The organism is Shinella oryzae (assembly GCF_023038235.1).
Lineage (GTDB): Bacteria > Pseudomonadota > Alphaproteobacteria > Rhizobiales > Rhizobiaceae > Shinella > Shinella sumterensis.
The window spans coordinates 307,963-329,995 of sequence record NZ_CP081988.1 but is presented as its reverse complement, the minus strand read 5'-3'; the positions used below and the strand labels follow the sequence as shown (position 1 = coordinate 329,995).

At 62.0% G+C, this 22,033-nt stretch carries 19 protein-coding genes; 15 read left to right on the top strand and 4 right to left on the bottom strand.

Going from position 1 to position 22,033, the window contains the following annotated elements:
* The first annotated feature begins 37 nt into the window (after positions 1 to 37).
* From K6301_RS17750 to K6301_RS17735, 4 genes are read left to right on the top strand one after another with little or no spacing between them, the layout of a single operon-like run.
* Positions 38 to 1,558 carry a sugar ABC transporter ATP-binding protein gene (locus K6301_RS17750; protein WP_247221859.1) on the top strand — a complete coding sequence of 507 codons (1,521 nt, stop codon included), beginning with the start codon at positions 38 to 40 and terminating at the stop codon, positions 1,556 to 1,558.
* A complete protein-coding gene (locus tag K6301_RS17745) occupies positions 1,551 to 2,555 on the top strand; it encodes an ABC transporter permease (protein ID WP_247221858.1) in 1,005 nt (334 codons plus the stop codon). Before K6301_RS17750 ends, K6301_RS17745 begins: the two co-directional genes overlap by 8 nt.
* Entirely contained in the window at positions 2,552 to 3,559 is a 1,008-nt protein-coding gene (locus K6301_RS17740) for an ABC transporter permease (protein WP_247221857.1), read from the top strand. Before K6301_RS17745 ends, K6301_RS17740 begins: the two co-directional genes overlap by 4 nt.
* Entirely contained in the window at positions 3,556 to 5,169 is a 1,614-nt protein-coding gene (locus K6301_RS17735) for an FGGY-family carbohydrate kinase (RefSeq protein WP_247221856.1), read from the top strand. The genes K6301_RS17740 and K6301_RS17735 overlap by 4 nt, the downstream gene beginning before the upstream one ends.
* Before the next feature lie 38 nt (positions 5,170 to 5,207).
* Here the strand turns inward: K6301_RS17735 and lipA are convergent, their stop codons facing one another.
* Genes lipA through K6301_RS17720 form a run of 3 tightly spaced genes read right to left on the bottom strand, consistent with a single transcriptional unit; the run spans position 5,208 to position 8,692 of the window.
* Positions 5,208 to 6,176, bottom strand: a complete 969-nt coding sequence (gene lipA / locus K6301_RS17730) for a lipoyl synthase (protein WP_247221854.1) — start codon at positions 6,174 to 6,176, stop codon at positions 5,208 to 5,210.
* Position 6,177: 1 nt separating this feature from the next.
* Positions 6,178 to 6,948 (bottom strand): triose-phosphate isomerase, encoded by a 771-nt coding sequence (gene tpiA, locus K6301_RS17725; protein ID WP_247221852.1) that lies wholly within the window; start codon positions 6,946 to 6,948, stop codon positions 6,178 to 6,180.
* A gap of 10 nt (positions 6,949 to 6,958) precedes the next feature.
* The gene (locus tag K6301_RS17720; protein WP_247221851.1) at positions 6,959 to 8,692 is read right to left on the bottom strand and encodes a glycerol-3-phosphate dehydrogenase/oxidase; all 1,734 of its coding nucleotides are present in this window, start codon (positions 8,690 to 8,692) and stop codon (positions 6,959 to 6,961) included.
* Between the two features lie 266 nt (positions 8,693 to 8,958).
* On the opposite strand from K6301_RS17720, the gene K6301_RS17715 reads away from it, so the two are divergent.
* From K6301_RS17715 to K6301_RS17675, 9 genes are all read left to right on the top strand, one after another.
* Positions 8,959 to 10,500 (top strand): FGGY-family carbohydrate kinase, encoded by a 1,542-nt coding sequence (locus tag K6301_RS17715; protein ID WP_247221850.1) that lies wholly within the window; start codon positions 8,959 to 8,961, stop codon positions 10,498 to 10,500.
* A 35-nt stretch (positions 10,501 to 10,535) separates the two neighbouring features.
* Positions 10,536 to 11,618 (top strand): ABC transporter ATP-binding protein, encoded by a 1,083-nt coding sequence (locus K6301_RS17710; RefSeq protein ID WP_247221849.1) that lies wholly within the window; start codon positions 10,536 to 10,538, stop codon positions 11,616 to 11,618.
* A gap of 10 nt (positions 11,619 to 11,628) precedes the next feature.
* Positions 11,629 to 12,699 (top strand): ABC transporter ATP-binding protein, encoded by a 1,071-nt coding sequence (locus K6301_RS17705; protein WP_247221848.1) that lies wholly within the window; start codon positions 11,629 to 11,631, stop codon positions 12,697 to 12,699.
* 3 nt (positions 12,700 to 12,702) lie between these two features.
* Entirely contained in the window at positions 12,703 to 13,566 is an 864-nt protein-coding gene (locus tag K6301_RS17700; RefSeq protein WP_247221846.1) for a carbohydrate ABC transporter permease, read from the top strand.
* Between the two features lie 70 nt (positions 13,567 to 13,636).
* The gene (locus tag K6301_RS17695) at positions 13,637 to 14,527 is read left to right on the top strand and encodes a carbohydrate ABC transporter permease (protein WP_247221844.1); all 891 of its coding nucleotides are present in this window, start codon (positions 13,637 to 13,639) and stop codon (positions 14,525 to 14,527) included.
* 13 nt (positions 14,528 to 14,540) lie between these two features.
* Positions 14,541 to 14,960, top strand: coding sequence for a DUF2160 domain-containing protein (locus K6301_RS17690; RefSeq protein ID WP_247221843.1), 420 nt, complete (start codon positions 14,541 to 14,543; stop codon positions 14,958 to 14,960).
* Between the two features lie 80 nt (positions 14,961 to 15,040).
* The gene (locus K6301_RS17685) at positions 15,041 to 16,762 is read left to right on the top strand and encodes an ABC transporter substrate-binding protein (protein ID WP_247217495.1); all 1,722 of its coding nucleotides are present in this window, start codon (positions 15,041 to 15,043) and stop codon (positions 16,760 to 16,762) included.
* Positions 16,763 to 17,043: 281 nt separating this feature from the next.
* Positions 17,044 to 17,919 carry a class II fructose-bisphosphate aldolase gene (locus K6301_RS17680; RefSeq protein ID WP_247221841.1) on the top strand — a complete coding sequence of 292 codons (876 nt, stop codon included), beginning with the start codon at positions 17,044 to 17,046 and terminating at the stop codon, positions 17,917 to 17,919.
* A 4-nt stretch (positions 17,920 to 17,923) separates the two neighbouring features.
* Positions 17,924 to 18,625: an HAD family hydrolase gene (locus K6301_RS17675; protein WP_247221840.1), complete on the top strand. Its 702-nt coding sequence runs from the start codon at positions 17,924 to 17,926 to the stop codon at positions 18,623 to 18,625.
* A 42-nt stretch (positions 18,626 to 18,667) separates the two neighbouring features.
* Here the strand turns inward: K6301_RS17675 and K6301_RS17670 are convergent, their stop codons facing one another.
* Positions 18,668 to 19,579, bottom strand: coding sequence for a MurR/RpiR family transcriptional regulator (locus tag K6301_RS17670; protein WP_247221839.1), 912 nt, complete (start codon positions 19,577 to 19,579; stop codon positions 18,668 to 18,670).
* 440 nt (positions 19,580 to 20,019) lie between these two features.
* Between K6301_RS17670 and K6301_RS17665 the strand changes: the two genes are divergently transcribed.
* Complete coding sequence (locus K6301_RS17665) at positions 20,020 to 21,006, top strand: thiamine pyrophosphate-dependent dehydrogenase E1 component subunit alpha (RefSeq protein ID WP_247221838.1); 987 nt, start codon at positions 20,020 to 20,022, stop codon at positions 21,004 to 21,006.
* A gap of 21 nt (positions 21,007 to 21,027) precedes the next feature.
* On the top strand, positions 21,028 to 22,032 hold the full coding sequence (locus tag K6301_RS17660) for an alpha-ketoacid dehydrogenase subunit beta (RefSeq protein WP_247221837.1): 1,005 nt from the start codon (positions 21,028 to 21,030) through the stop codon (positions 22,030 to 22,032).
* The last annotated feature ends 1 nt before the right edge of the window (position 22,033 follow it).

The window sequence follows — 22,033 nt, the reverse complement described above, 5'->3', positions numbered from 1 at the left end:
CCGCCCATCCGACCAAGACAAAGCGAAGGAGTGGGACATGACGGCTCCAGCCTTGCGCGCGCGGGCGATTTCAAAGCGTTTCGGCCCCGTAAATGCGCTCAGCGACGTTGATTTCGTGCTCGAGACCGGAGAGGTTCACGCCTTGCTCGGGGTCAACGGTGCGGGAAAATCGACCTTCATCAAGATTCTCTCCGGCGTCTACCGCAAGGATGAGGGCTCGATAGAGGTTGGCGGGGAGGCGATTGACTGCCGCGATCCGAAGGAAGCGATCCGGCACGGCATCGCGACCGTTCAGCAGCATCCTGAACTTGTCGCCGATTTCACAGGCTACGAGAACATTTTTCTCGGGCGCGAGGCGGCTCGCCCCGGCCTCCTCTCACGCATCGAGCGCGCCGATCTCTCGCATCGCGCAAATGCGCTTTTGAAACGGTTTCCCGTCGATATCGATCTTTCGAAGACAGTGGCGGAGATGTCTGCGGTCGAACGCGAGATCGTCGCCATCCTGCAGGCCCTTGCCGGCGACCACATCCGTGTCCTCATTCTCGACGAGCCGACGTCAACGCTGACGGAAGTCGAGAAAACGGTGCTGTTCCGCCTGATTGACACGCTGCGTCAGAGCGGCATTTCCGTTCTTTATATCACCCACCGCCTGGAAGAGGTGATGGAAATCGCCGACCGGCTCTCCGTGTTTCGCGGCGGGCGCATGGTGGCGAGCATGTCCGTCGCCGATGTAAAGGCGAAGAACCTTTCACTCGCCGAGTTGATGCTGGGCGAGGCGCTCGACCACGTTTTCCCACCCAAGGCCGAAACTGATGCCATTGGAGAGACGGTCCTGGCGGTGCGTGGCCTGACAGCGGCCGGCGCTTTTTCCAACATCGGCTTCGAGCTCAGGCGCGGAGAAATCCTCGGCATTTTCGGCCTTGTCGGTTCCGGCGCAGACGAACTGGCCAAAGCCTTGTTCGGCGCGATCCCTGTCGAAGGCGGCAGCATCGTCCTTAAAGGGCGCACCATCGCGCCGCGCTCGCCGCGCGAAGCCCTCAAGGCGGGGATCTTCCTCGTGCCGGGGGATCGACGCGTCGAGGGGCTGGCGCTCACGGAAACCTCGATCTTCAACATCACGCTCGCCAATCTCAAGCGCGCCTCAGGTGCCGCCGGCATCCTCAAGCGAGCCGGTAATCGCACTGCCAGCGGCGAGTTCGCGACACGCCTCTCGCTTAGTCCGCCGAACCTTTCCATGCCCGTCAGTGGCTTCAGCGGCGGCAACCAGCAGAAGATCGTCGTCGCCAAGGGCCTCTTCGCCGAGGCCGACGTCTACATCTTCGTGGAGCCGACGGTCGGTGTCGATATCGGTGCGCGTGCAAAGCTTTATGGGCTGATGCGGGAGCTAAGCCGTACGGCCGGCGTCATCGTCCTGTCGAGCGATTGCGACGAGGCCCACGGCATCGCCGACCGTACCTTCGCCCTCTACAAAGGCCGCCAGATCGCGCCGCCCGGTGGTCTCCAGGCCCGCAACCAGTTGCTCATGGCCGGCATCATGGGAGAATTGCATCGTGACTAGATCTTTCACGCTTCCAGCGGGAAGCGGACGATTTCTTGCCTTCCTGCTTCTCGTCGTTCTCGTCGCGACGGCCTTCACGCTTGCCGAGCCACGCTTCCTCTCAACACAGAATATGTCTGCCGTCACGCGCCATATGGCGGCGAACGGACTGGCGGCACTCGGCCTGTCATTCGTCGTCATCGTCCGGAAATTCGATCTTTCCTTTGCCGGAACTGCTTGTTTCGCCGCCATGACCATCGGTTATCTTATAGCGCTCGGCCAACCACTTTGGATCGCCATTCCGGCCGGCATCGTCGTCGGTGCGGCCATCGGTGCGTTCAACGGCGTCGTCATCAGCTATTTCCGTTTTCCCGACATCGTGACGACCATCGCTACGGGGTCGATCGCCGCAGGCCTCGCTTTCGTCTATTCCAACGGCCGCACGATCTTTCAGAACTTCATGTCGTCGGGCATTCTCGATCTGAACGATGCGCGCGTCTTCGGTTACAGCCTGTCCTTCGTCTTCCTGCTCGGCCTCTATGCCGCTGCCTGGTTCTTCATGCACCGCACGCGGTATGGCGCGTCGTTCTATGCCACGGGCGAGAACCTGGTTGCGGCCTATTATTCAGGGGTGCCGACGAGGCTCTACACAATGCTGGCCTTCGTCGCCTGCGGCGTGACCTGCGTCTTGGCGGTGCTGCTCATTCTGGCGGAATCTGGCACTGCCGATACCAATGAAGGTGCGAACCTGCTGATGCCCGCCTATGCCGGTGTCTTTCTCGGTACGGCGCTTATGGGACGAACATCCGTTATGGCGACGCTTGCCGGCACATTCCTCATCACCATGCTGCTCGATGGATTTTCGCTTCTTGGCATTCCGTTCTACTACAGCGACGGCGTCGTCAGCGCGATCCTGCTGGCCGGTGTGGTGTTCTTCGATGCCCGCCTGCGTGAGTTCCTGAGCGATTTCGGCAGCTTTCTCCAGCCCGCATCCGTCAAGAAGGAGAAGCGTTCATGACCGACGCTATCGCCCACCCGTCTGTCGCCCGTCTTGATACGCAGAAGCCAAAGAACGGTCTCGTCAGCCGCTACTGGCTTCTTGCAACGCTCGTGTTCATGGTCGCCGTCTTTGCCTTCCTCAGACCGCAACTCGTCGACAGCTCCAACATTGCGACGATCCTGCGTTCCTCGGCATTGACGGCGATCATGATCCTGGGGCTGACCTGGGTTATCGCGGCCGGCAAGATCGATGTCAGTTTCATGCATGTCGCCGCCCTTGGAAATATGACCACGGCGTACCTGCTCGCCGGCGGCCACGGCTGGCTGGTGGCCGGGCTTGTCGGGGTCTCTGTCGGTGCGGTCGCGGGTTTGTTTAATGGCCTGCTCGTCGCGGTTATGCGTCTTCAACCGCTGATTGTAACCATCGCAACGGGTGGCATCTGCGCCTCCATTGCAGCAGCGCTCGGCAAGGGCACGTCCATCCGCATCGCCGATCCAGGTCCGCTTGGCGACCTCATCTTCACCAATATCGGTCCCGTGCCGGTCATCGCGATCGCCGTTGCTGGTCTCTACGCGCTGTCTTGGTATGCCCAGGAGAAGCTGACCTTCGGCCACTATATCTTTGCGACGGCGCAAAGTGAGGCCGCGGTCGATCAGGCGGGGGTCTCGGTTCGCAACCTGCTCATGCTGCTCTTCGTCTTTTCCGGGGTCATGTCGGCGCTGACCGGCGTGCTGCTGGCGGCGAGCCTTTCCTCAGGCCAGCCGATGATCGGGTCGTCCTATTTCATCGACGGCCTGACGGCGGTGCTGCTCGGGGGCATGATGCTCAGGATCGGCAAACCCAACGTGCTCGGCACGACCACCGCCATCCTTATCCTCGCCGTTCTCGTAAGCGGCAGCGCGCTGCTCGGCTGGGCCGACTACCAGCGCCAGATCATCAAAGGCATTCTGCTGCTGATCGGCGTTACCGTCGCCATGCGAGCCGTGAATGGCCGTCAGTCCCAACATCCGGAGGCATCATGACCATGAATGGCAAGGCCTATTTCGTCGGGCTCGACGGCGGCACGGGCGGTGCGCGGGCCATCGTGGTGGATCAGGACGGCAACGTCGTTTCGATGGCCACGCACGACTACGAGACCACATTCCCACGTCCGGGCTGGGCCGAGCAGACGCCCGCCGACTGGTGGCGCGCCGCGTGCCTTGCGGTTCGTCAGGCGGTGAGCGAAGCTGGTATACCAGCGGCCTCCGTCAAGGCCATCTCCGCCGACGGTACGTCCAGCACGCTTGTTGCGCTCGATGGCAACCTACAGCCGACCATGCCGGCGATCCTCTGGATGGACAGCCGCGCCGCCCAACAGGCCCGCCGCATGACGCAGACCAACGACGCGGCGCTTCGCCGGTCGCGCCTTGGCGTAAGTTCCGAATGGATGCTGCCGAAAATCCTCTGGATCAAGGAATCGGCGCCTGCGATCTACGAGCGCTCCCGCTGGTTCGTCGAGATGACGGACTATCTTGCACTGCGCCTCACGGGACGTCTGACACTCGGTCTCAACCACATCACCAACCGTTGGTTCTACGACGGTCGACGCGGTGGCTGGCCGGAGGATTTCTTCGCCCGGATCGGCCTTGGCGACATCACGGCACGCTTCCCGGATGAGATCCTTCCGCTCGCCGAACCGATAGGGCCGCTGACTTCCGAGGCCGCTGACCAGTTGGGCCTTTTGCCGGGAACGCTCGTCGTCTGTGGCGGTACGGATGCCTATGTCGCGATGGTGGGCCTCGATGTGTGCCGCCCCGGTCGCACGGCCTTCATCACCGGTTCCTCGCATCTCGTCCTGCCGATGACGGACCAGGATGTGGAGGTGCCGGGCATCTTCGGGCCGCATCCCGATTGCGTGGTGCCCGGCCTGTTCGTCATGGAAGGCGGGCAGGTCTCCTCGGGGTCCATCGTGCGATGGTGGCATGATCATATTGGCCGGCTCGGCCAGGGGGGCGGGGACACTTACGGCGACATGCTTCGCGAGGCGGAGAGCATGCCGATCGGCGCCGACGGCCTTGTGGCGCTTGATTTCTGGCAGGGCAACCGCAATCCCTATACCGACTACGAACTTCAGGGCGCGCTGTGGGGGCTGACACTGAAGCACACGCCCGCCCACATGTTGCGCGCGCTGATCGAGTCCGTCGCCTACGGCACGGAAAACATTCTGCGGACGCTGCGGGCGCATGCGGTTTCCATCGAAACGACGGTGATCTGCGGCGGTGCTACCCGAACGCCGTTCCTCACGCAGATGCATGCCGATGTCTGCGGCATTCCGATTGCCGTTCCCAAAGTATTGGATGCGACGGCCTTCGGCTCCGCGATCAATGCGGCGGTCGGCGCCGGTTTCTATGGCTCGCTGCCCGAGGCGTCGGGGCACATGGTGAAAGAAAGCCATGTCGTGGAACCCGACATGCGCCGTAACGATGCCTATAGCGACGTGTTCGAGTTCTACCGCGAAACCCACGAGGCCCTGTCGCCGCTCATGCACCGCATGGCGCGGCGCGGACAGGAAACGCCAAGGAGTGGCAGGGCGGTCGATCTTGCTTTGCCCGATATCGTGCCGCGCATGGCCATGGCGCAACCTGCAGAATGAAAATGGCCCGTCTATGCAGGACGGGCTTCTTCATATCGTCAACCGAGCAGCTTCTTCTCCCGCGCGGCGCGCAGGCGGGCGAAATCGTCGCCGGCGTGGTGCGAGGAGCGGGTGAGAGGGCTCGACGACACCATCAGGAAGCCCTTGGAATAGGCGACCGTCTCGTAGGACTTGAACTCATCGGGCGTCACGAAGCGATCCACCTTGTGGTGCTTGCGGGTCGGCTGGAGATATTGGCCGATGGTCAGGAAGTCGACATCGGCCGTGCGCAGGTCGTCCATCAGCTGGAGCACTTCGTTGCGCTCCTCGCCGAGACCCACCATGATGCCCGACTTGGTGAACATGGTCGGATCCAGCTCCTTCACGCGCTGCAGAAGCCGCACGGAGTGGAAGTAGCGCGCGCCCGGACGCACCGTCAGGTAATTGCCCGGCACGGTCTCCATATTGTGGTTGAAAACATCAGGCTTGGCGGCGACGACACGCTCCAGCGCGCCCGGCTTCTTCAGGAAGTCCGGCGTGAGGATTTCGATCGTCGTCAGCGGCGACGCCGCGCGAATGGCCCAGATCACCTTCTCGAAATGCTCCGCGCCGCCGTCATCCAGATCATCGCGGTCGACCGAGGTGATGACGACGTGGGAAAGGCCCATCTGCCGGACAGCCTTGGCGACATTCTCCGGCTCGGCCATGTCGAGCGCGTTCGGCTTGCCGGTCGCGACATTGCAGAACGCACAGGCGCGGGTACAGATCTCGCCCATGATCATGAAGGTGGCGTGCTTCTTGTCCCAGCACTCGCCGATATTCGGGCAGCCGGCCTCCTCGCACACCGTCACCAGCTTGTGGGAGCGCACCAGCTCGCGCGTCTCCTGGTAGCCCTTGGAGACCGGGGCCTTGACGCGGATCCATTCTGGCTTGCGCAGCACTTCCGTATCCGGCTTGTGGGCCTTTTCCGGATGGCGCACGCGCGGTGCGTTCGGATCGAGATTGGTGCGGTCGAGAATGGTGACCATGTCAGGCCCCTGCCAGAGCGGGGAAAGCACGGGCAATCGCCAGGAAATCCTCCGCCTTCAGGCTTGCGCCGCCGACAAGCGCGCCATCCACATGATCGATCCCCATCAGCTCGTGCGCATTGGCGCCCTTAACGGAACCGCCATAGAGCAGGCGCATCCCCGCACATTCGGTGCCGAACCGCGCGCTCAACTGATCACGCATGAAGCGATGCACTGCGGCGACATCCTCGACGGTGGGCGTGAGGCCGGTGCCGATGGCCCAGACCGGCTCATACGCGACGACGATGTTTCGTGGCGTTGCGCCGTCCGGCACGGATTTCAGGAGTTGCCGCTCGACGACCGCAAGCGTCTTACCCTGCGCCTTCTCTGCGCCCGTTTCGCCGATGCAGACGATGGCGGTCAGGCCAGAGGCGATGGCCGCCCGTGCCTTGCGGCAAACGAGATCATCCGTTTCAGCATGATCCGCCCGCCGCTCGGAATGGCCGACAATGACGAAGCGCGCGCCGCAATCGGCAAGCATATCAGCGGAGACATCCCCGGTATGCGCACCGGCCTGGTCGGTATGGCAATCCTGTCCGCCGATCTGGATCCGGCTTGTCTTTCCTGCGGAAGCGGCTCGGTGCACAAGCGTTGCCGGAGGGCAGAGCAAAGTGTCGAAGACGTCAGGCATGCGCGCGATCCCCGCGGCGATTGCGTCGAGGGTCGCGAGTGCACTGGCCGTGCCGTTCATTTTCCAGTTGCCGGCGAGGAGGGGTCTGATGGCGGGTGTCATGCGGGTATCCCTAGGATGCGTTGGAACGGAGAGCGGCGGGCACGGGCGGCAATTCCACGCGATACCGTTCGTCGAGCGCCGCTACCGTCGCGGCGATCTCCGCCTTGTGGCGCTGCCTATCCCAACCGAGCGCATCTGCGGCAATGCGCGCGACGGCATCAAGAGTCGCCCAAGTGATGGCGTTTTCAAAGGGCATTAGGGTTCTGCGCAGCACGATATCGGAGAGTCGCGTGACGCGCTCCTCGGCCACGATCCAGCGGATTTCGCCTGCGCGGTAGAGCGAGGCCTCGTCCACGGTCTCGCCGCCATCGGCCGCGACATGGCGCGCGACATCGTCGGCCTGGCTGCCGTACCGCTCGACGAGGACTGTGCAAGCGGCCTCGTCGAGGTCGTGGCGGGCCATGAGCCTGCGAATGAAGGTCTGGCGCTTCTGGGCGTCGTTGTCGAGCCCCGCGCTTCCGCCGATCGGAACATCCAGCGTGCTGCACTGGCGGTTCAGGCTAAGGCGTGCCAGAACGGTATCGGCGATCTGCTCTGCGCAGGCGCGATAGGTGGTCCACTTGCCGCCGACGAGCGCCAATACCGGGAAGCGCCGATTGCCATCCGGTTCGAAATCCCGAAGGAAGTGATCGCGGCTGATCGCGCCGGTCGTTCCTTCACCGCTATAGGGAAGCGGACGAACCCCGGCATAGGTGAAGACGATTTCTTCGCGCCGTGCGGCTGCGCCGGGCATGACCTGTTCCAGAACATCGAAGAGATAGTCGATCTCCTCGTCCGAACAACGTACCGTATCGGGGTCGCTTGTACGAATGTCGGTGGTGCCGAGCAGGACGTGCCCCGCGTCGAGCGCATAGACGAGGCAGGCGCGGAAATCCCGAGTTTCGAAGTAGAGCATGCCGTCGCCCAGCTGGCGGGCGATGTCAGGCCGGTGCAGGACGATATGTGAACCACGCGTGCCGCCTATCAGTTGCCCGTCGATGCCGAGTTTGCGATTTGCCTCGTCCGCCCAGGGGCCGGCACAGTTGATCACGAGGCGTGGCCGCAGTGCAATCTCCTCCGCGCTGACCTCGTCGCGCAGGATGACCTGATCGCCGTCCGAACCAGCCAGTGCCATATAGGGCACGGCGATGGATGCGGGGCAGTCCCGTTCAGCGTCCTTGATGAGCTCCAGCGCGAGGCGTTCCGGGTGGGTCAACCGTGCGTCGTAATACTCGGCCACCGCCTTGATCCGCTGCGAAAGGCCGGGCATCCGGGTCCGTAGTTCGCCGCGCGAAACGATGCGATGGCCGGGCATCGCGCTCGTGGCCCGCCCAAAGCGATCGAAAAACACCAGCCCCAGCTTTACCACCGCAATTCCCTTGGCGCCCGGCGTTTTCTTCAGCTTGAGGAAACGCAGGCCTGCGGAAAACAGCCCGCCGAACCAGCTGAAGGCCGGAACCCAAACGGGCAGAGGTTTGACGAGGTGGTGGGCGTTTCGCACCAGGTGATTGCGCTCGATGACCGATTCGCGCACCAGCGCGAACTCGCCCGTCTCGAGATAACGGAGCCCGCCATGGATGAGCCGCGAGGGCGCCGCGCTGGTGCCGGAGGCGAAGTCGCTCTTGTCCACCAAGACGGCGGGCACGCCTTGTAGAGACAGGTCACGGAAGAGCCCGATCCCGTTGATGCCGCCGCCGACAATAAGGATCGGTTGTGCGGCTGTGGCAGCCCTTAACGCGGCGATTGCTTCTGTTCTGTTTCGCACGAAAGCCCCTCTTGACCGTCATCCTCAGAAGATGGGGCTGCTATAATGGCATTTTATTACTTTTGAAAGGCACCATGCTTCGGTCGCGAACCGACATATAAAAAATATCATGCAATATCAGTTATTTATTTCTGTAAAAAATTTCCTTACGAATTCGATTGACAATTCAGGCTCGTCCAATAGCCTAGCTCACGAGGAACAAAGCCGATGAGACCGAATGGTCCATGTGCCGGGTGGAGACGGCGCGTCGGCGAGGAGGAGAAACCATGCGGGAACGCCTGATCGGCATCGACGCCGGTGGCACCATGACCAAGGTCGTGTTGTTCGACGTCAAGGGAAACGAACTCGCCTGCGAGCGTCGCCCCAATATCATGCTTTTGCCCCAAGAGGGCTGGACCGAGCGGGACGCCGACGTCATGTGGCGCGCGACCTGCGAGTGCCTGCGCGTGCTACTTGAAAAGACCGGAACCAACCCCACGGACATCATTGCGGTCACGCCGTCAGGCTATGGTGGCGGTGCGTATTTCGTCGACGCGGAAGGTAATGCGGTCGCCAACGGGCTGGTCTCCACCGATACGCGTTCCATACCGCTTATCGAGCGCTGGAAGCGCTCTGGACTTGCCGCCGAAGTCTCACGGCATATCGAGCAGCAGGTCTGGCCGGGCCAGACCTTTCCCATCATGGCCTGGTTCCAGGAGAATGCGCCGGAGGTGATGCGGCGTGCCAGATACATGCTGCCCTGCAAGGATTTCCTGCGCATGCGGCTTTGCGGCGATATCTCGACGGACCCTACGGACGGCGGCTGTGCCGGCATCATCAACGTCACAAAATCCGATATTTCCCGGGAGGCCTTCGAGGCCGCCGGCATGCAGGGGTGGCTCGAAAAGCTTCCGCCGGTTCGGCCTTCCGTCGAGGTGGTAGGTTATATTCCAGCATCCGTTGCGGCCCTGACCGGACTTCGTGAAGGAACGCCCGTCGTGCGCGGCGTGTATGATGTCGTCGGTTGTGCCCTCGCGTCTGGTGCCGTGAGTTCCCGGCAGCTTGCAGCGGTTGCCGGCACGTTCAGCATCCATTCGACGGTCCATCGCAAGCCCGCACTTAACCCGCTCCCGACGATCCAGACACCCTATCCCGTCGATGGGCAGGTGTTGGCAACGACGGCGACGCCGACCTCGGCCAGCAATCTCGAATGGCTGTGCAAGACCATGCTGTCGGCGGAAGCGCAGCGCGCGGTGCTGGAGGGGCGTAGCATCTATGATGTGTGCAACGAACTCGTCGCCGGCGCCATTGACCGAACCAACGGCATCCTGTTCTTCCCGTTCCTCTATGACGGCCCGCGCGGTGCGCCGGGCGGCTTCCTCGGGCTTCGCGCCGGCGTGCAGCTTCCCGATATCGTGCGCGCGGTCTATGAGGGCGTGGTCTTCGCCCATCGCTACGACATGACCTACCTGCTGACAGGACCGGATGCCGCCTCGCCCGAAGTGATCAGGCTCGCGGGCGGTCCCACGCGCAGTCGTGTCTGGGCGCAGATGTTTGCCGACGGTCTCGGCCTGCCGGTCGAAATTGCCAATGGCAGTGAATTCGGTGCCAAGGGTGGTGCGATCTGCGCCGCCGTGGCAACGGGTGTCTACCCGGATGTGGCAAACGCGATTTCGAACATGGTCCATGTCGAACAGCGGCTCGAACCGGATAGCGCACGTGCGGCCGTGCTAAGCCAGAAATACAAGACCTATCTCACGGCCATCGACATGGTGGCGGATCTCTGGTCGGCCGGCAGCGGTGACCAGGCGCTTGCCTGCGCAAGCTGAGCGCATCGCCCAACCGCATTGAAGAGGACTGAACCGTGCTTGAACTGCGCCATGTGGAAAAGACCGTGGGCCGGGATACGCATGTCCATGCGACATCTCTTGCCCTGGAGCGAGGCTCTTTGAACGTGCTGCTGGGCCCGACCTTGTCGGGCAAGACGTCGCTGATGCGGTTGATGGCGGGGCTCGACAAGCCCACGGCGGGTTCCGTCTGGTTCGACGGCAAGGATGTGACGGGCGTGCGCGTGCAGGATCGTGGTGTCGCCATGGTCTACCAGCAGTTCATCAACTATCCCGCCTTGACCGTCTATGAGAACATCGCCTCGCCCATGCGCATCAAGGGTGCCGACAAGGCGACGATCGACCGCGAGGTGCGCAAGGCGGCCGAACTGCTCAAGCTCACACCCTATCTTCACCGCACGCCGCTTAACCTGTCGGGCGGCCAGCAGCAGCGCACCGCGCTGGCGCGCGCCATCGTCAAGAATGCCAGCCTCGTTCTGCTCGACGAGCCGCTCGCCAATCTCGACTACAAGCTGCGCGAGGAACTGCGCCTGGAACTGCCAAAGATCTTTGCCGCCTCCGGCGCGATCTTCGTCTATGCGACGACCGAGCCTTCGGAAGCGCTGCTTCTGGGTGGTAACACCGCGACGCTGTCGGAGGGCCGCATCACGCAGTTCGGCCGCACCATCGATGTCTATCGCCGGCCGAACGATCTCCTGACGGCCCGCACCTTCGCCGACCCGCCGCTGAACATCGTGGATGTCGTCAAGCGGAATGGCCAGTTCACAGCCGGCGACCGGCCCGTGCTCACAGTGCCGTCGCACCTGTCCCAGTTGGCAGATGGTCCCTGTACCATCGCGTTCCATCCACACCACCTCTCATTTACCAGCCAGACGCCAGGTTCTGCGCCGCTGCAGGCGCGCACCGCTATCTCGGAAATCGCGGGTTCGGAAAGCTTCGTCCATATCGAATTCGAGGGTAGCCGCTGGGTGATGCTGTCGCCCGGCATCCACGACATCGAGCCCGAAGCGATGATCACCGTCCATGTTGATACGCGCCACCTGATGGCTTTCGGCATGGACGGCAGGGCGCTCGGCGCGCCGGTCGCGATGGCGGCATAGGAGGAAATTCATGGCACGCATCACGCTCGATCACATCCGCCATGCCTATGGCATTCGCCCCTCAGCACCGAATGACTACGCGCTGCGCGAGGTCAATCACGAGTGGAGCGACGGCGGCGCCTATGCGCTGCTTGGTCCCTCCGGCTGCGGCAAGACCACGCTGCTCAACATCATTTCGGGGTTGTTGCAGCCTTCCGAAGGCCGCATCCTGTTCGATGGCGAGGATGTGACGGACCTTCCGCCAGAAGCCCGAAACATCGCGCAGGTCTTTCAGTTTCCGGTCATCTACGACACCATGACCGTCTACGACAATCTCGCCTTCCCGCTGCGCAACCGTGGCGTTGCCGAGGCCGCTGTAAAGCGCCGGGTCGAGGAGATTCTCGAGATGACGGGACTTGCTGACCGGGCAAACCGCAAGGCGCGCGGCCTCACAGCCGACCAGAAGCAGAAGATCTCGCTTGGCCGCGGCCTCGTGCGCAACGATGTGAACGCGATCCTTTTTGACGAGCCGCTGACGGTCATCGACCCGCATATGAAATGGCAGCTGCGTTCGCAGCTCAAGAAGCTGCATCGCCAGTTCGGTTTCACCATGGTCTATGTGACCCACGATCAGACGGAGGCGCTGACCTTCGCCGACAAGGTCGTCGTCATGTATGACGGCCAGATCGTGCAGATCGACACGCCGGCCGAGCTCTTCGAGACACCACGCCACACCTTTGTCGGCTACTTTATCGGCTCGCCTGGCATGAATGTCCTGCCGATGCAGATCGACGGTGCGACTGCCGTGATCGGCGGCGAGCGTGTCGATCTCGGCTTCGCTCCGCCCGCCAAGGCCACCGCAAAGATGGAATTAGGCATCCGCCCGGAATTCGTACGCATTGGCCGAGAGGGACATCCCGTCCGTATCGAGAAGATCGAGGATATCGGCAGGCACAAGATCGTGCGCACAACCTTTGCCGGCCTGTCCGTTGCGGCGGTGATGCCGGAGGAGGACGAGGTTCCGGCGGACGCCCGCATCACCTTCGATCCCAAAGCCATCAACATCTACGCCGACAGCTGGCGCGTCGAAAGGGGAGCCTGAGCTATGGATAAGACCTGGAACAACAAGGCCTGGTTCATGGTGCTGCCGGTGCTGCTGCTGGTCGCGTTTTCGGCGGTGATACCGCTGATGACGGTCGTGAACTATTCGGTGCAGGATACGTTCGGCAACAACCAGTTCTTCTGGGCGGGGACCGACTGGTTCACGCAGGTGCTGGATTCCGCCCGCTTTTGGGATTCGCTGGTCCGCAACCTGGCCTTCTCCGCAGTCATCCTGGCGATCCAGATCCCGCTGGGCATTTTCATAGCGCTCAATATGCCGCGTCACGGGCTCGGGGTACCGATCTGCCTGATCTTCATGGCGCTGCCGCTGCTCATTCCATGGAATGTCGTCGGCACGATCTGGCAGTTGCTGTGCCGTGCCGATATCGGCCTCGTCGGATGGGGACTGACCCAGCTCGGGTTTCCCTTCGCCTATGCCGCCGATCCGGTCGATGCCTGGGTTACGATCGTCGTCATGGATGTCTGGCACTGGACGAGCCTTGTCGTGCTGCTGTGCTATGCCGGCCTCGTCTCCATTCCAGAGGCCTATTACCAGGCGGCCAAGATCGACGGTGCGTCGCGCCTCGCTGTCTTCCGCTACATCCAGCTTCCGAAAATGAAGCGCGTCTTGCTGATCGCCATTCTGTTGCGCTTCATGGACAGTTTCATGATCTATACCGAGCCCTTTGTCGTGACGGGCGGTGGCCCCGGTTCGTCGACGACCTTCCTGTCGATCGATCTCGTCAAAATGGCCGTCGGTCAGTTCGATCTTGGTCCAGCAGCCGCCATGTCCATCGTCTACTTCCTGATCATCCTGCTTCTGTCGTGGATTTTCTACACGGTCATGACACAGGGGGATCAGGCGTGACCCCAATCTTCTCGACCTCAATTTTCAGCCTGAACCACGCTTGGCCCGCGAACTTCGAAAGGACGATGCCATGAGCCTTAACACCTCGACGGCGGCCCTCGATGTGGGGCATTCCCAAAGCCGTCCGGCAACGAGCCTCGTGCTCGGCCGCCGCAAGAGCAAAGCCGGCCTCTCGTGGCTTGTCCCGACATTTTACATCGTGTTCCTGCTTTTGCCGATCTACTGGCTGGTGAACATGAGCTTCAAGACGAACACGGAGATCATGACGTCGGTGTCATTGTGGCCGGCGAACCCGACGCTGCGCAACTACGCGGTGATCTTCACGGACCCGGCGTGGTATTCGGGCTATATCAACTCGATCCTCTATGTGGTCATGAACACGGTGATCTCGGTTTCGGTGGCGCTGCCGGCGGCCTATGCGTTTTCGCGCTACCGGTTTTTGGGCGACAAGCACCTGTTCTTCTGGCTGCTCACCAACCGCATGGCGCCGCCGGCGGTGTTCGCGCTGCCGTTCTTCCAGCTCTATTCGGCCTTCGGCCTGATCGACACCCATATTGCGGTGGCCATCGCGCATTGCCTGTTCAACGTGCCGCTGGCGGTGTGGATCCTGGAAGGCTTCATGTCGGGCGTGCCCAAGGAGATCGACGAGACCGCCTATATCGACGGCTATTCGTTCCCGCGCTTCTTCGCCAGGATCTTCGTGCCGCTGATCGCGTCCGGCATCGGCGTGGCGGCCTTCTTCTGCTTCATGTTCTCCTGGGTGGAGCTTCTGATCGCCCGCACGCTGACGACGACGGACGCCAAGCCGATCGCCGCAACGATGACGCGCACGGTCTCGGCGTCCGGCATGGACTGGGGCGTGCTGGCGGCCGCCGGCGTGCTGACGATCATTCCCGGCGCGCTCGTCATCTACTTCGTGCGCAACTACATCGCCAAGGGCTTTGCCCTTGGCCGGGTCTGAGGGGAGGGGTCCGATGGCCGCCGTCGCCAACCGCAACACACGCTGGCCGGTCGCGCTCGCCGCCGTGCTCGTCATCTATGCCGTCATCGCCGGTCTTCTCGTGATGGCACTGCCCGTCAAGGACGGCGCGCGCGACTGGTTCGCCTCGCTCATCCCGGGCGGCTGGATGGCCTGGTCGTTCCCGACGGCCATGTTCTTCCTGACCATCTTCCTGCTGATCGCGCTGATGGCGGTCTGGGAATATGCGCGGCCCGGGGGCGCGCCGCGCATCGGCATCCTGCGCTTCGAGACGACCCGCGGCGACCGGCTGTTCGTGTCGCTGCTCGGCTCGGCGTTCATCCATCTCGCATGGCTGGGGCTTGTCGGTCCCAACCTGTGGTGGGCTCTTGCCTTGTCCGTGGTCTACGCCATCGGCGTGTTCCGCTTCGTGTGAGGCAAAGGAAATGGGGGCCTCGGGGAGATTGGGGCTTCCGCACATGCAGTCGCAATCGCAAAACCTTAAGGGAGGATACCATGCGAACGCAACTTCTGACGACGACGGCAGCGATCTTGCTGGCGCTCACCGGCTCCGCCTTCGCGGACATGGACGCGGCCAAGAAGTTCCTGGATGCGGAGATCGGCGACCAGTCGGCGCTCGACCGCGCCGGCCAGGAAGCCGAGATGCAATGGTTCATCGATGCCGCCAAGCCGTTCGCCGGCATGGACATCAAGGTGGTCTCGGAAACCATCACCACGCATGAATACGAATCCAAGGTGCTGGCCCCGGCCTTCACCGCCATCACCGGCATCAAGATCACGCACGACCTGATCGGCGAGGGCGACGTCATCGAGAAGCTGCAGACGCAGATGCAGTCGGGCGAGAACATCTACGACGCCTATGTCAACGATTCGGACCTCATCGGCACCCACTGGCGCTACCAGCAGGCCCGCTCGCTGACCGACTTCATGGCCAACGAGGGCAAGGACGTCACCAATCCCGGCCTCGACATCGACGACTTCATCGGCAAGTCCTTCACGACGGCGCCGGACGGCAAGCTCTACCAGCTGCCCGACCAGCAGTTCGCCAACCTCTACTGGTTCCGCTACGACTGGTTCAACGACGAGAAGAACAAGGCCGACTTCAAGGCGAAGTACGGCTACGACCTCGGCGTGCCCGTCAACTGGTCGGCCTACGAGGACATCGCCGAGTTCTTCACCGGCCGCGAGATCGACGGCAAGAAGGTCTACGGCCACATGGACTACGGCAAGAAGGACCCCTCGCTCGGCTGGCGCTTTACCGACGCCTGGCTGTCGATGGCCGGCAATGGCGACAAGGGCATCCCCAACGGCCTGCCGGTCGACGAATGGGGTATCAAGGTCAACGAGAAGTCGCAGCCGGTCGGCTCGTGCGTGGCACGCGGCGGCGACACCAACGGCCCGGCGGCGGTCTACTCGATCGAGAAGTATCTGGAATGGCTGAAGGCCTATGCGCCGGCCGCCGCTGCCGGCATGACCTTCTCCGAATCCGGCCCGGTTCCCGCACAGGGCGAGATCGCCCAGCAGATGTTCACCTACACGGCGTTCACCGCCGACTTCGTCAAGGAAGGCCTGCCGGTCGTCAACGCGGACGGCACGCCGAAGTGGCGCTTCGCCCCGTCGCCGCACGGCGTCTACTGGAAGGACGGCATGAAGCTCGGCTACCAGGACGCCGGCTCCTGGACGCTGATGAAGTCGACGCCCGACGACCGCGCCAAGGCCGCCTGGCTCTATGCGCAGTTCGTGACCTCCAAGACGGTGGACGTGAAGAAGAGCCATGTCGGCCTCACCTTCATCCGCCAGTCGACGCTCGACCACCAGTCGTTCACCGACCGTGCGCCCAAGCTCGGCGGCCTTGTGGAGTTCTACCGTTCGCCGGCCCGCCTGCAGTGGTCGCCGACCGGCACGAACATCCCCGACTATCCGAAGCTCGCCCAGCTGTGGTGGCAGGCGATCGGCGATGCCTCGTCGGGCGCCAAGACCGCGCAGGAGGCGATGGATTCGCTGTGCGCCGAGCAGGAGAAGGTGCTCGAACGCCTCGAACGCGCCGGCGTCCAGGGCGACATGGGCCCCAAGCTCGCCGAAGAGCACGATCTCGAATACTGGAACAAGGACGCCGTCGCAAAGGGCAACCTCGCGCCACAGCTCAAGATCGAAAACGAAAAGGAAAAACCACTCACCGTAAACTACGACGAACTCGTCAAATCCTGGCAGAAGTAAGGTTTTCCTCCTTTGAGACCATTGACGGCCGGGCATGCCCCGGCCGTTTCTATCTGACAGTAGCAAAGTAAAAATATTCCACAAAATCTACCTGCACTGATCTCTTGAAGCTGCTCATTGAAGAGCATTCCCGCTAATCATCCACAAAATAAGAGATTTTCCGGCTTCTTGATTAAGAAAATAATTTACAAAAATATGGGTTCTTGCTAGCTAAACTGTATTGATAGTGCTGCCTCGTTGCATGACGTAGGCGACGAAAACCGGCAGGTGGAGTGAAAATCATGGCATTCGTCACAATGGGCCCAATGCTGAAGCGCGCGCAGGCGTCCCGCTATGGCATCGCCGCTTTCAACATGATCGACTACAACAGCGTGCGCTCGATCATCGAGGGCGCGGCGGAGCTGGATGCACCGATCATCGTGCAGGTCTCGGTGAAGACGATCAAGCATTGGGGCTACAAGCCGATTGCCACCTGGGTGCGTATGCTCGCGGATGATGTCGATGTGCCGGTGGCGCTTCATCTCGACCATTGCAGTGATGCGGACGTCATCCGTCGCTGCATCGATGCCGGCTGGTCGTCGGTCATGTTCGACGGATCCTCACTGCCCTTTGCCGAAAACAAGGCGCGCTCGGAGGAAATCTACCGCATGACCGAACAGGCTGGCGTCGGGCTGGAGGCGGAGATCGGCGCGATCGGTGGTGTCGAGGACGACAAGTTCGTCGCCGAGGATGCCGCGATCCTCGCCAATTACGACGAATGCCTCGCCTTCGTAAAGGATATGCCGAACCTCGCAGTCTTCGCGCCGGCCATCGGGACGGCGCATGGTTTCTACAAGGGTCAGCCAAAGATTGCCTATGATCTCCTGGAACGCATCACGCGCTCGATCGCCGTGCCGATCGCGCTGCATGGCGGCACGGGGCTCAGCCAGGAACAATTCGACCGGTGCATTGCCGGCGGCTGCGCGAAGGTCAACATCTCGACCATGCACAAACATCGCTTCATCGAAGGCTTCATCGGTGTGCGCGCGGAGAAGCCCAAGCTGGAAGAGCCGCTCCCCTTCATCGTCGGGCAATATGACGCCATGAAGAAGGACGTCGTCGACATGATCCGCATCTTCGGATCGGCCGGCAAGGCCGCGCACGCGGCGGGGGCATGATCCGATGCAGGCCTTGATTTTCGATTGCGACGGCGTTCTCGTCGATACGGAGCGCGACGGACACCGCGTTTCCTTCAACGAGGCCTTTGCCGAACTCGGCATAGACTGCGTCTGGTCGGTGGAGCGCTATGGCGAACTGCTTCTGACCGCAGGCGGCAAGGAACGCATGCGGCGGCATTTCGATGAGACGGGCTGGCCCGCCGGCGCCGAGGACAGGGACGCGTTGATCGCGACAATCCACAAGCGCAAGACCGCCATCTTCATGCGCCTGATCGAGGAGGGCAGTCTCCCGCTTCGGCCCGGCATCGCACGGATCGTCGACGAGGCCATTGCAAACGGTATCACGCTCGCGGTTTGTTCGACGTCCAACGAGAAGGCCGTCCAGGCGGTGGTCGATGTGATGCTCGGACCCGAAAGGTCAGGCAAGATTACGGTCTTTGCGGGCGATGTGGTCGCAGCCAAGAAGCCGGCGCCGGATATCTACAATCTCGCCGCCCGCACACTCGGGCTCGATCCGACTGCCTGCGTGGTGATCGAGGACAGCAACAACGGGCTGCGCGCAGCCAAGGCGGCGGGCATGCACTGCGTGGTGACGATCTCGTCCTATACCGGCGAGGAGGATTTTTCACTCGCCGATCGGGTCGTGGACGATCTGGATGCGAGAGAGGTCGATATCGCGTTCTGCCGGGCGCTCATCGCTGGCTGACGGTCAGCATTCCGCCTCGCGATAAAAGGCCGGCCGGTTTGCTCAGCCGGCTTTTCCGTTTTTGTGCCGATAGCGCTTTTCGAGGGCTTCGCCTGTGACCTTCAGCGCCTTGGCCGGCTCTTCGCCCGCGCGGAAGATCGTGCCGACATAAAGCAAGTCGATCAGGAACAGCTGGCTGAGCCGCCCCTCCAGAAAGTCGCCGTGCAGGGGAACGAGCTGCTGCCCCGCACTCCAGGTCGTCAGTGCGACGTCGGCGGCGCGCGCGACCTCCGAGCCGGCATTGCTCGTGATGGCAATCGTCGTTGCCTTTCGCTCGCGTGCCAGATGCAACGCGTCCGTTACCGTCTCGGTGGTACCGGTATGCGAGATGCCGACCATCACGTCCTTCTCGGTCATCGTCGCGGCAACGATCGTCTGGGTGTAGCCGTCGCGCAGGCTGGTGGCCTCGAAGCCCGCTTTCATGAACATATGGGCGGCCTCGTCGCAGATCGCGGCCGCACCGCCCACGCCGACGAAGACGATCTTGCGCGCTTTGCGCAGGGCCTCAACCGCCTGCTCCAGCCGGTGGGCGTCCAGCATGCGCTGGGTGCCGTCGAGGCCGGCGATCAGGAGATTGGCAAGCTTGCTCGATGTGCTGATCAGGGAGTCGGTATCTTCGATCTCGAGCGGCAGGTTGACGAAGCTCGCACGGGCGCGGGCACCTTCGGCAAGCGACAGCTTCATGTCCGAATAGCCGTCATAGCCAAGCGCGCGGCTGACGCGGCTGATCGTGGCTTCCGAAACGCCGAGCGTGCGGCCGAGTTCCGTGATGGAGGAATCGAGACGCCGTCCCGCATTTTCCCGCAGGAAGTCCGCGACGATGCGCTCCGATTTCCTGAGCGTGCCATAGCGTTCCTGAATCCGTTCCAGAAGGTCGCTTTGCTTAAGGTCGCTCAAAGGGCGAGCATCATTCATGACTTCAATCCAGGGTGCCGGCCGCGGCCGATAGGTCTTCCGGACATTGGTAGCATCATCGACCAAGGAAGAAAAGTTTACTCTCCGCTTTTCAAGCCGGAGCGTGCGCCGAAAAACGCACCGCGTGATTGCCCGTTTGGCCGCATCAGAAACACGCCCGCTTGATCATGGAAAGAATTTTACTTTTTATTGGATTTCTCTGGCGCTTTTGCAAACAATGCAAGCTGGGCTTGGTGCCGGTTTTTACCTGCGCTTCTCACTGCCGCACAGAAAATCTCGTAAAAACAGATATTTAATTCTGCCTTTGTCGTTTGAGAAGCGGTCCGCCCACTCAATCCGACACTTCCATCTATGAAGAAAATTTTCTCGACAATGTATTTCTTGGATGTTAGAACGCCATTCATCGGCAGGCGATCTTCATATTGGGGAGAGAGAAATCCATGGCAACGCAGGCTCAGAAGGCGAACGCCCCCTCGCGGGAGCTTCTGGAAAAACTTTTCAGAACGGCCTACAAAATCCGTGTCTTCGAGTCCGAAGGCATCAAGCTTTACCGTCAGGGACTGATCCGTGGATACTTCCATCCCTATCTTGGGCAGGAAGGCATCGCGACCGGCGTCTGCGCCGCCTTGCAGGAGGGGGATTTCATCGCCTCGACCCACCGCGGGCACGGCCATTGCATCGCGTGGGGCGCCGACGTGAAGCGCATGGTGGCCGAACTCCTGCAGAAGGAGACCGGTTACTGCCGCGGCTACGGCGGCTCCATGCACATCGCCGACATCAAGGCCGGCAATCTTGGCGCAAACGGCATCGTGGGCGCCGGTACGCCGCTTGGCGTCGGTGCAGCACTCGCCAACCAGATCAAGGGTAATGACGCCGTCACGGTGACCTTCTCGACGGACGGCGCCTCCAACAACGGTACGTTCCTGGAATCGCTCAATCTGGCGGCGATCTGGAACCTGTCCTACGTGCTCGTCGTCGAGAACAATCAATACGCCGTCTCGACGCGTATCGAGGAATCGACGCGCGACGTCGATCTCTACAAGCGCGGCCTCGCCATCGGCGTCGAAAGCCATCAGGTCGACGGCAACGACTCACTCGCCGTCTATCACCTTATGCAGGCCGCGGTTGAAAAGTGCCGCCGTGGAGAAGGCCCGATCCTCATCGAGGCGAAGACCTACCGCCATATGGGCCACCATGTGAACGATCCCGGCAAGTACATGCCGGCCGATACGCTCGCCTACTATAAAGAACGCGACCCGGTCGACCGCGCGCGCAATGCTCTCGTCGAGATCGTGGGCCTCGACCAAGCCGAAATCGAAGCAATCGAAAACGAGATCAAGCAGGAGTTCGAGGATGCCGTCGAATTCTCCAAGGCGAGCCGTGAGATCACGCTGGCCGAATTCAACGAATTCGTCGAAGCCTACTGAGCAGACGGGGAGGATCACACCATGGCCAGAGAAATCATGTACCGCGATGCGCTGCGCGAGGCGATCGACGAGGAAATGGAGCGCGACAGCACCGTTTTCATCATCGGCGAAGGTATTGCCGAACGCGGCGGCTCCTACAAGGTGACGGAAGGGCTGCTTTCGAAATATGGTCCCAAGCGCGTGCGCGATACGCCGATTGCCGAGGCCGGCATGATCGGCGTCGGCGTGGGCGCGGCTATTGCCGGTGCCCGGCCGATCGTGGAAATTCTCTACATCGACTTCGCCATGCTCGGCATGGACATGATCGTCAACCAGGCCGCCAAGTTCCGTCTCATGACGGGCGGCGACGGGCGGGTTCCCTTTGTCATGCGCACCCAGGGTGGAACGGGTGGCGGCGTGGCGGCGCAGCACTCCCAGAGCCTTGAGGCGCTATTCTATCACATTCCCGGTCTGAAGGTCGTCATGCCGTCGACGCCGGCGGATGCGAAGGGCCTGTTGAAATATGCGCTGCGCCAGCCCGATCCGGTCATGTTCCTGGAACACAAGCATCTCTACATGACGAAGGGACTTGTGCCCGATGGCGAACACATCATCGAGTTCGGTAAGGGCGATATCAAGCGCCCGGGCAAGGACGTGACGCTGATCGCCTGGTCAAACATGATCCCGCGGACGCTGGAAGCGGCCGAGAGACTCGCCGCCGAGGGCATCGATGCAGAGGTGATCGATCCGCGCACGCTCGTGCCGCTCGACAAGGATATGATCCTTGGCTCGGTCGCCAAGACCAACCGTGCCGTCATCGTACAGGAGGCCGTGCGTCGCGGCGGCGTCGCTTCTGATATCGCGTCCATCATCCAGGAGGAGGCGTTCTACCAGCTGGACGCGCCAATCGAGATCGTCGCCGGTCTCAACATTCCGATCCCGTTCAACCTTGAGCTTGAAAAGGCAAGCGTTCCACAGGTGGACGACATCGTGCTTGCCGCGCGTCGCACGCTTCATTCGAAGCCGCTCGCACAAGCCGCTGAGTGAG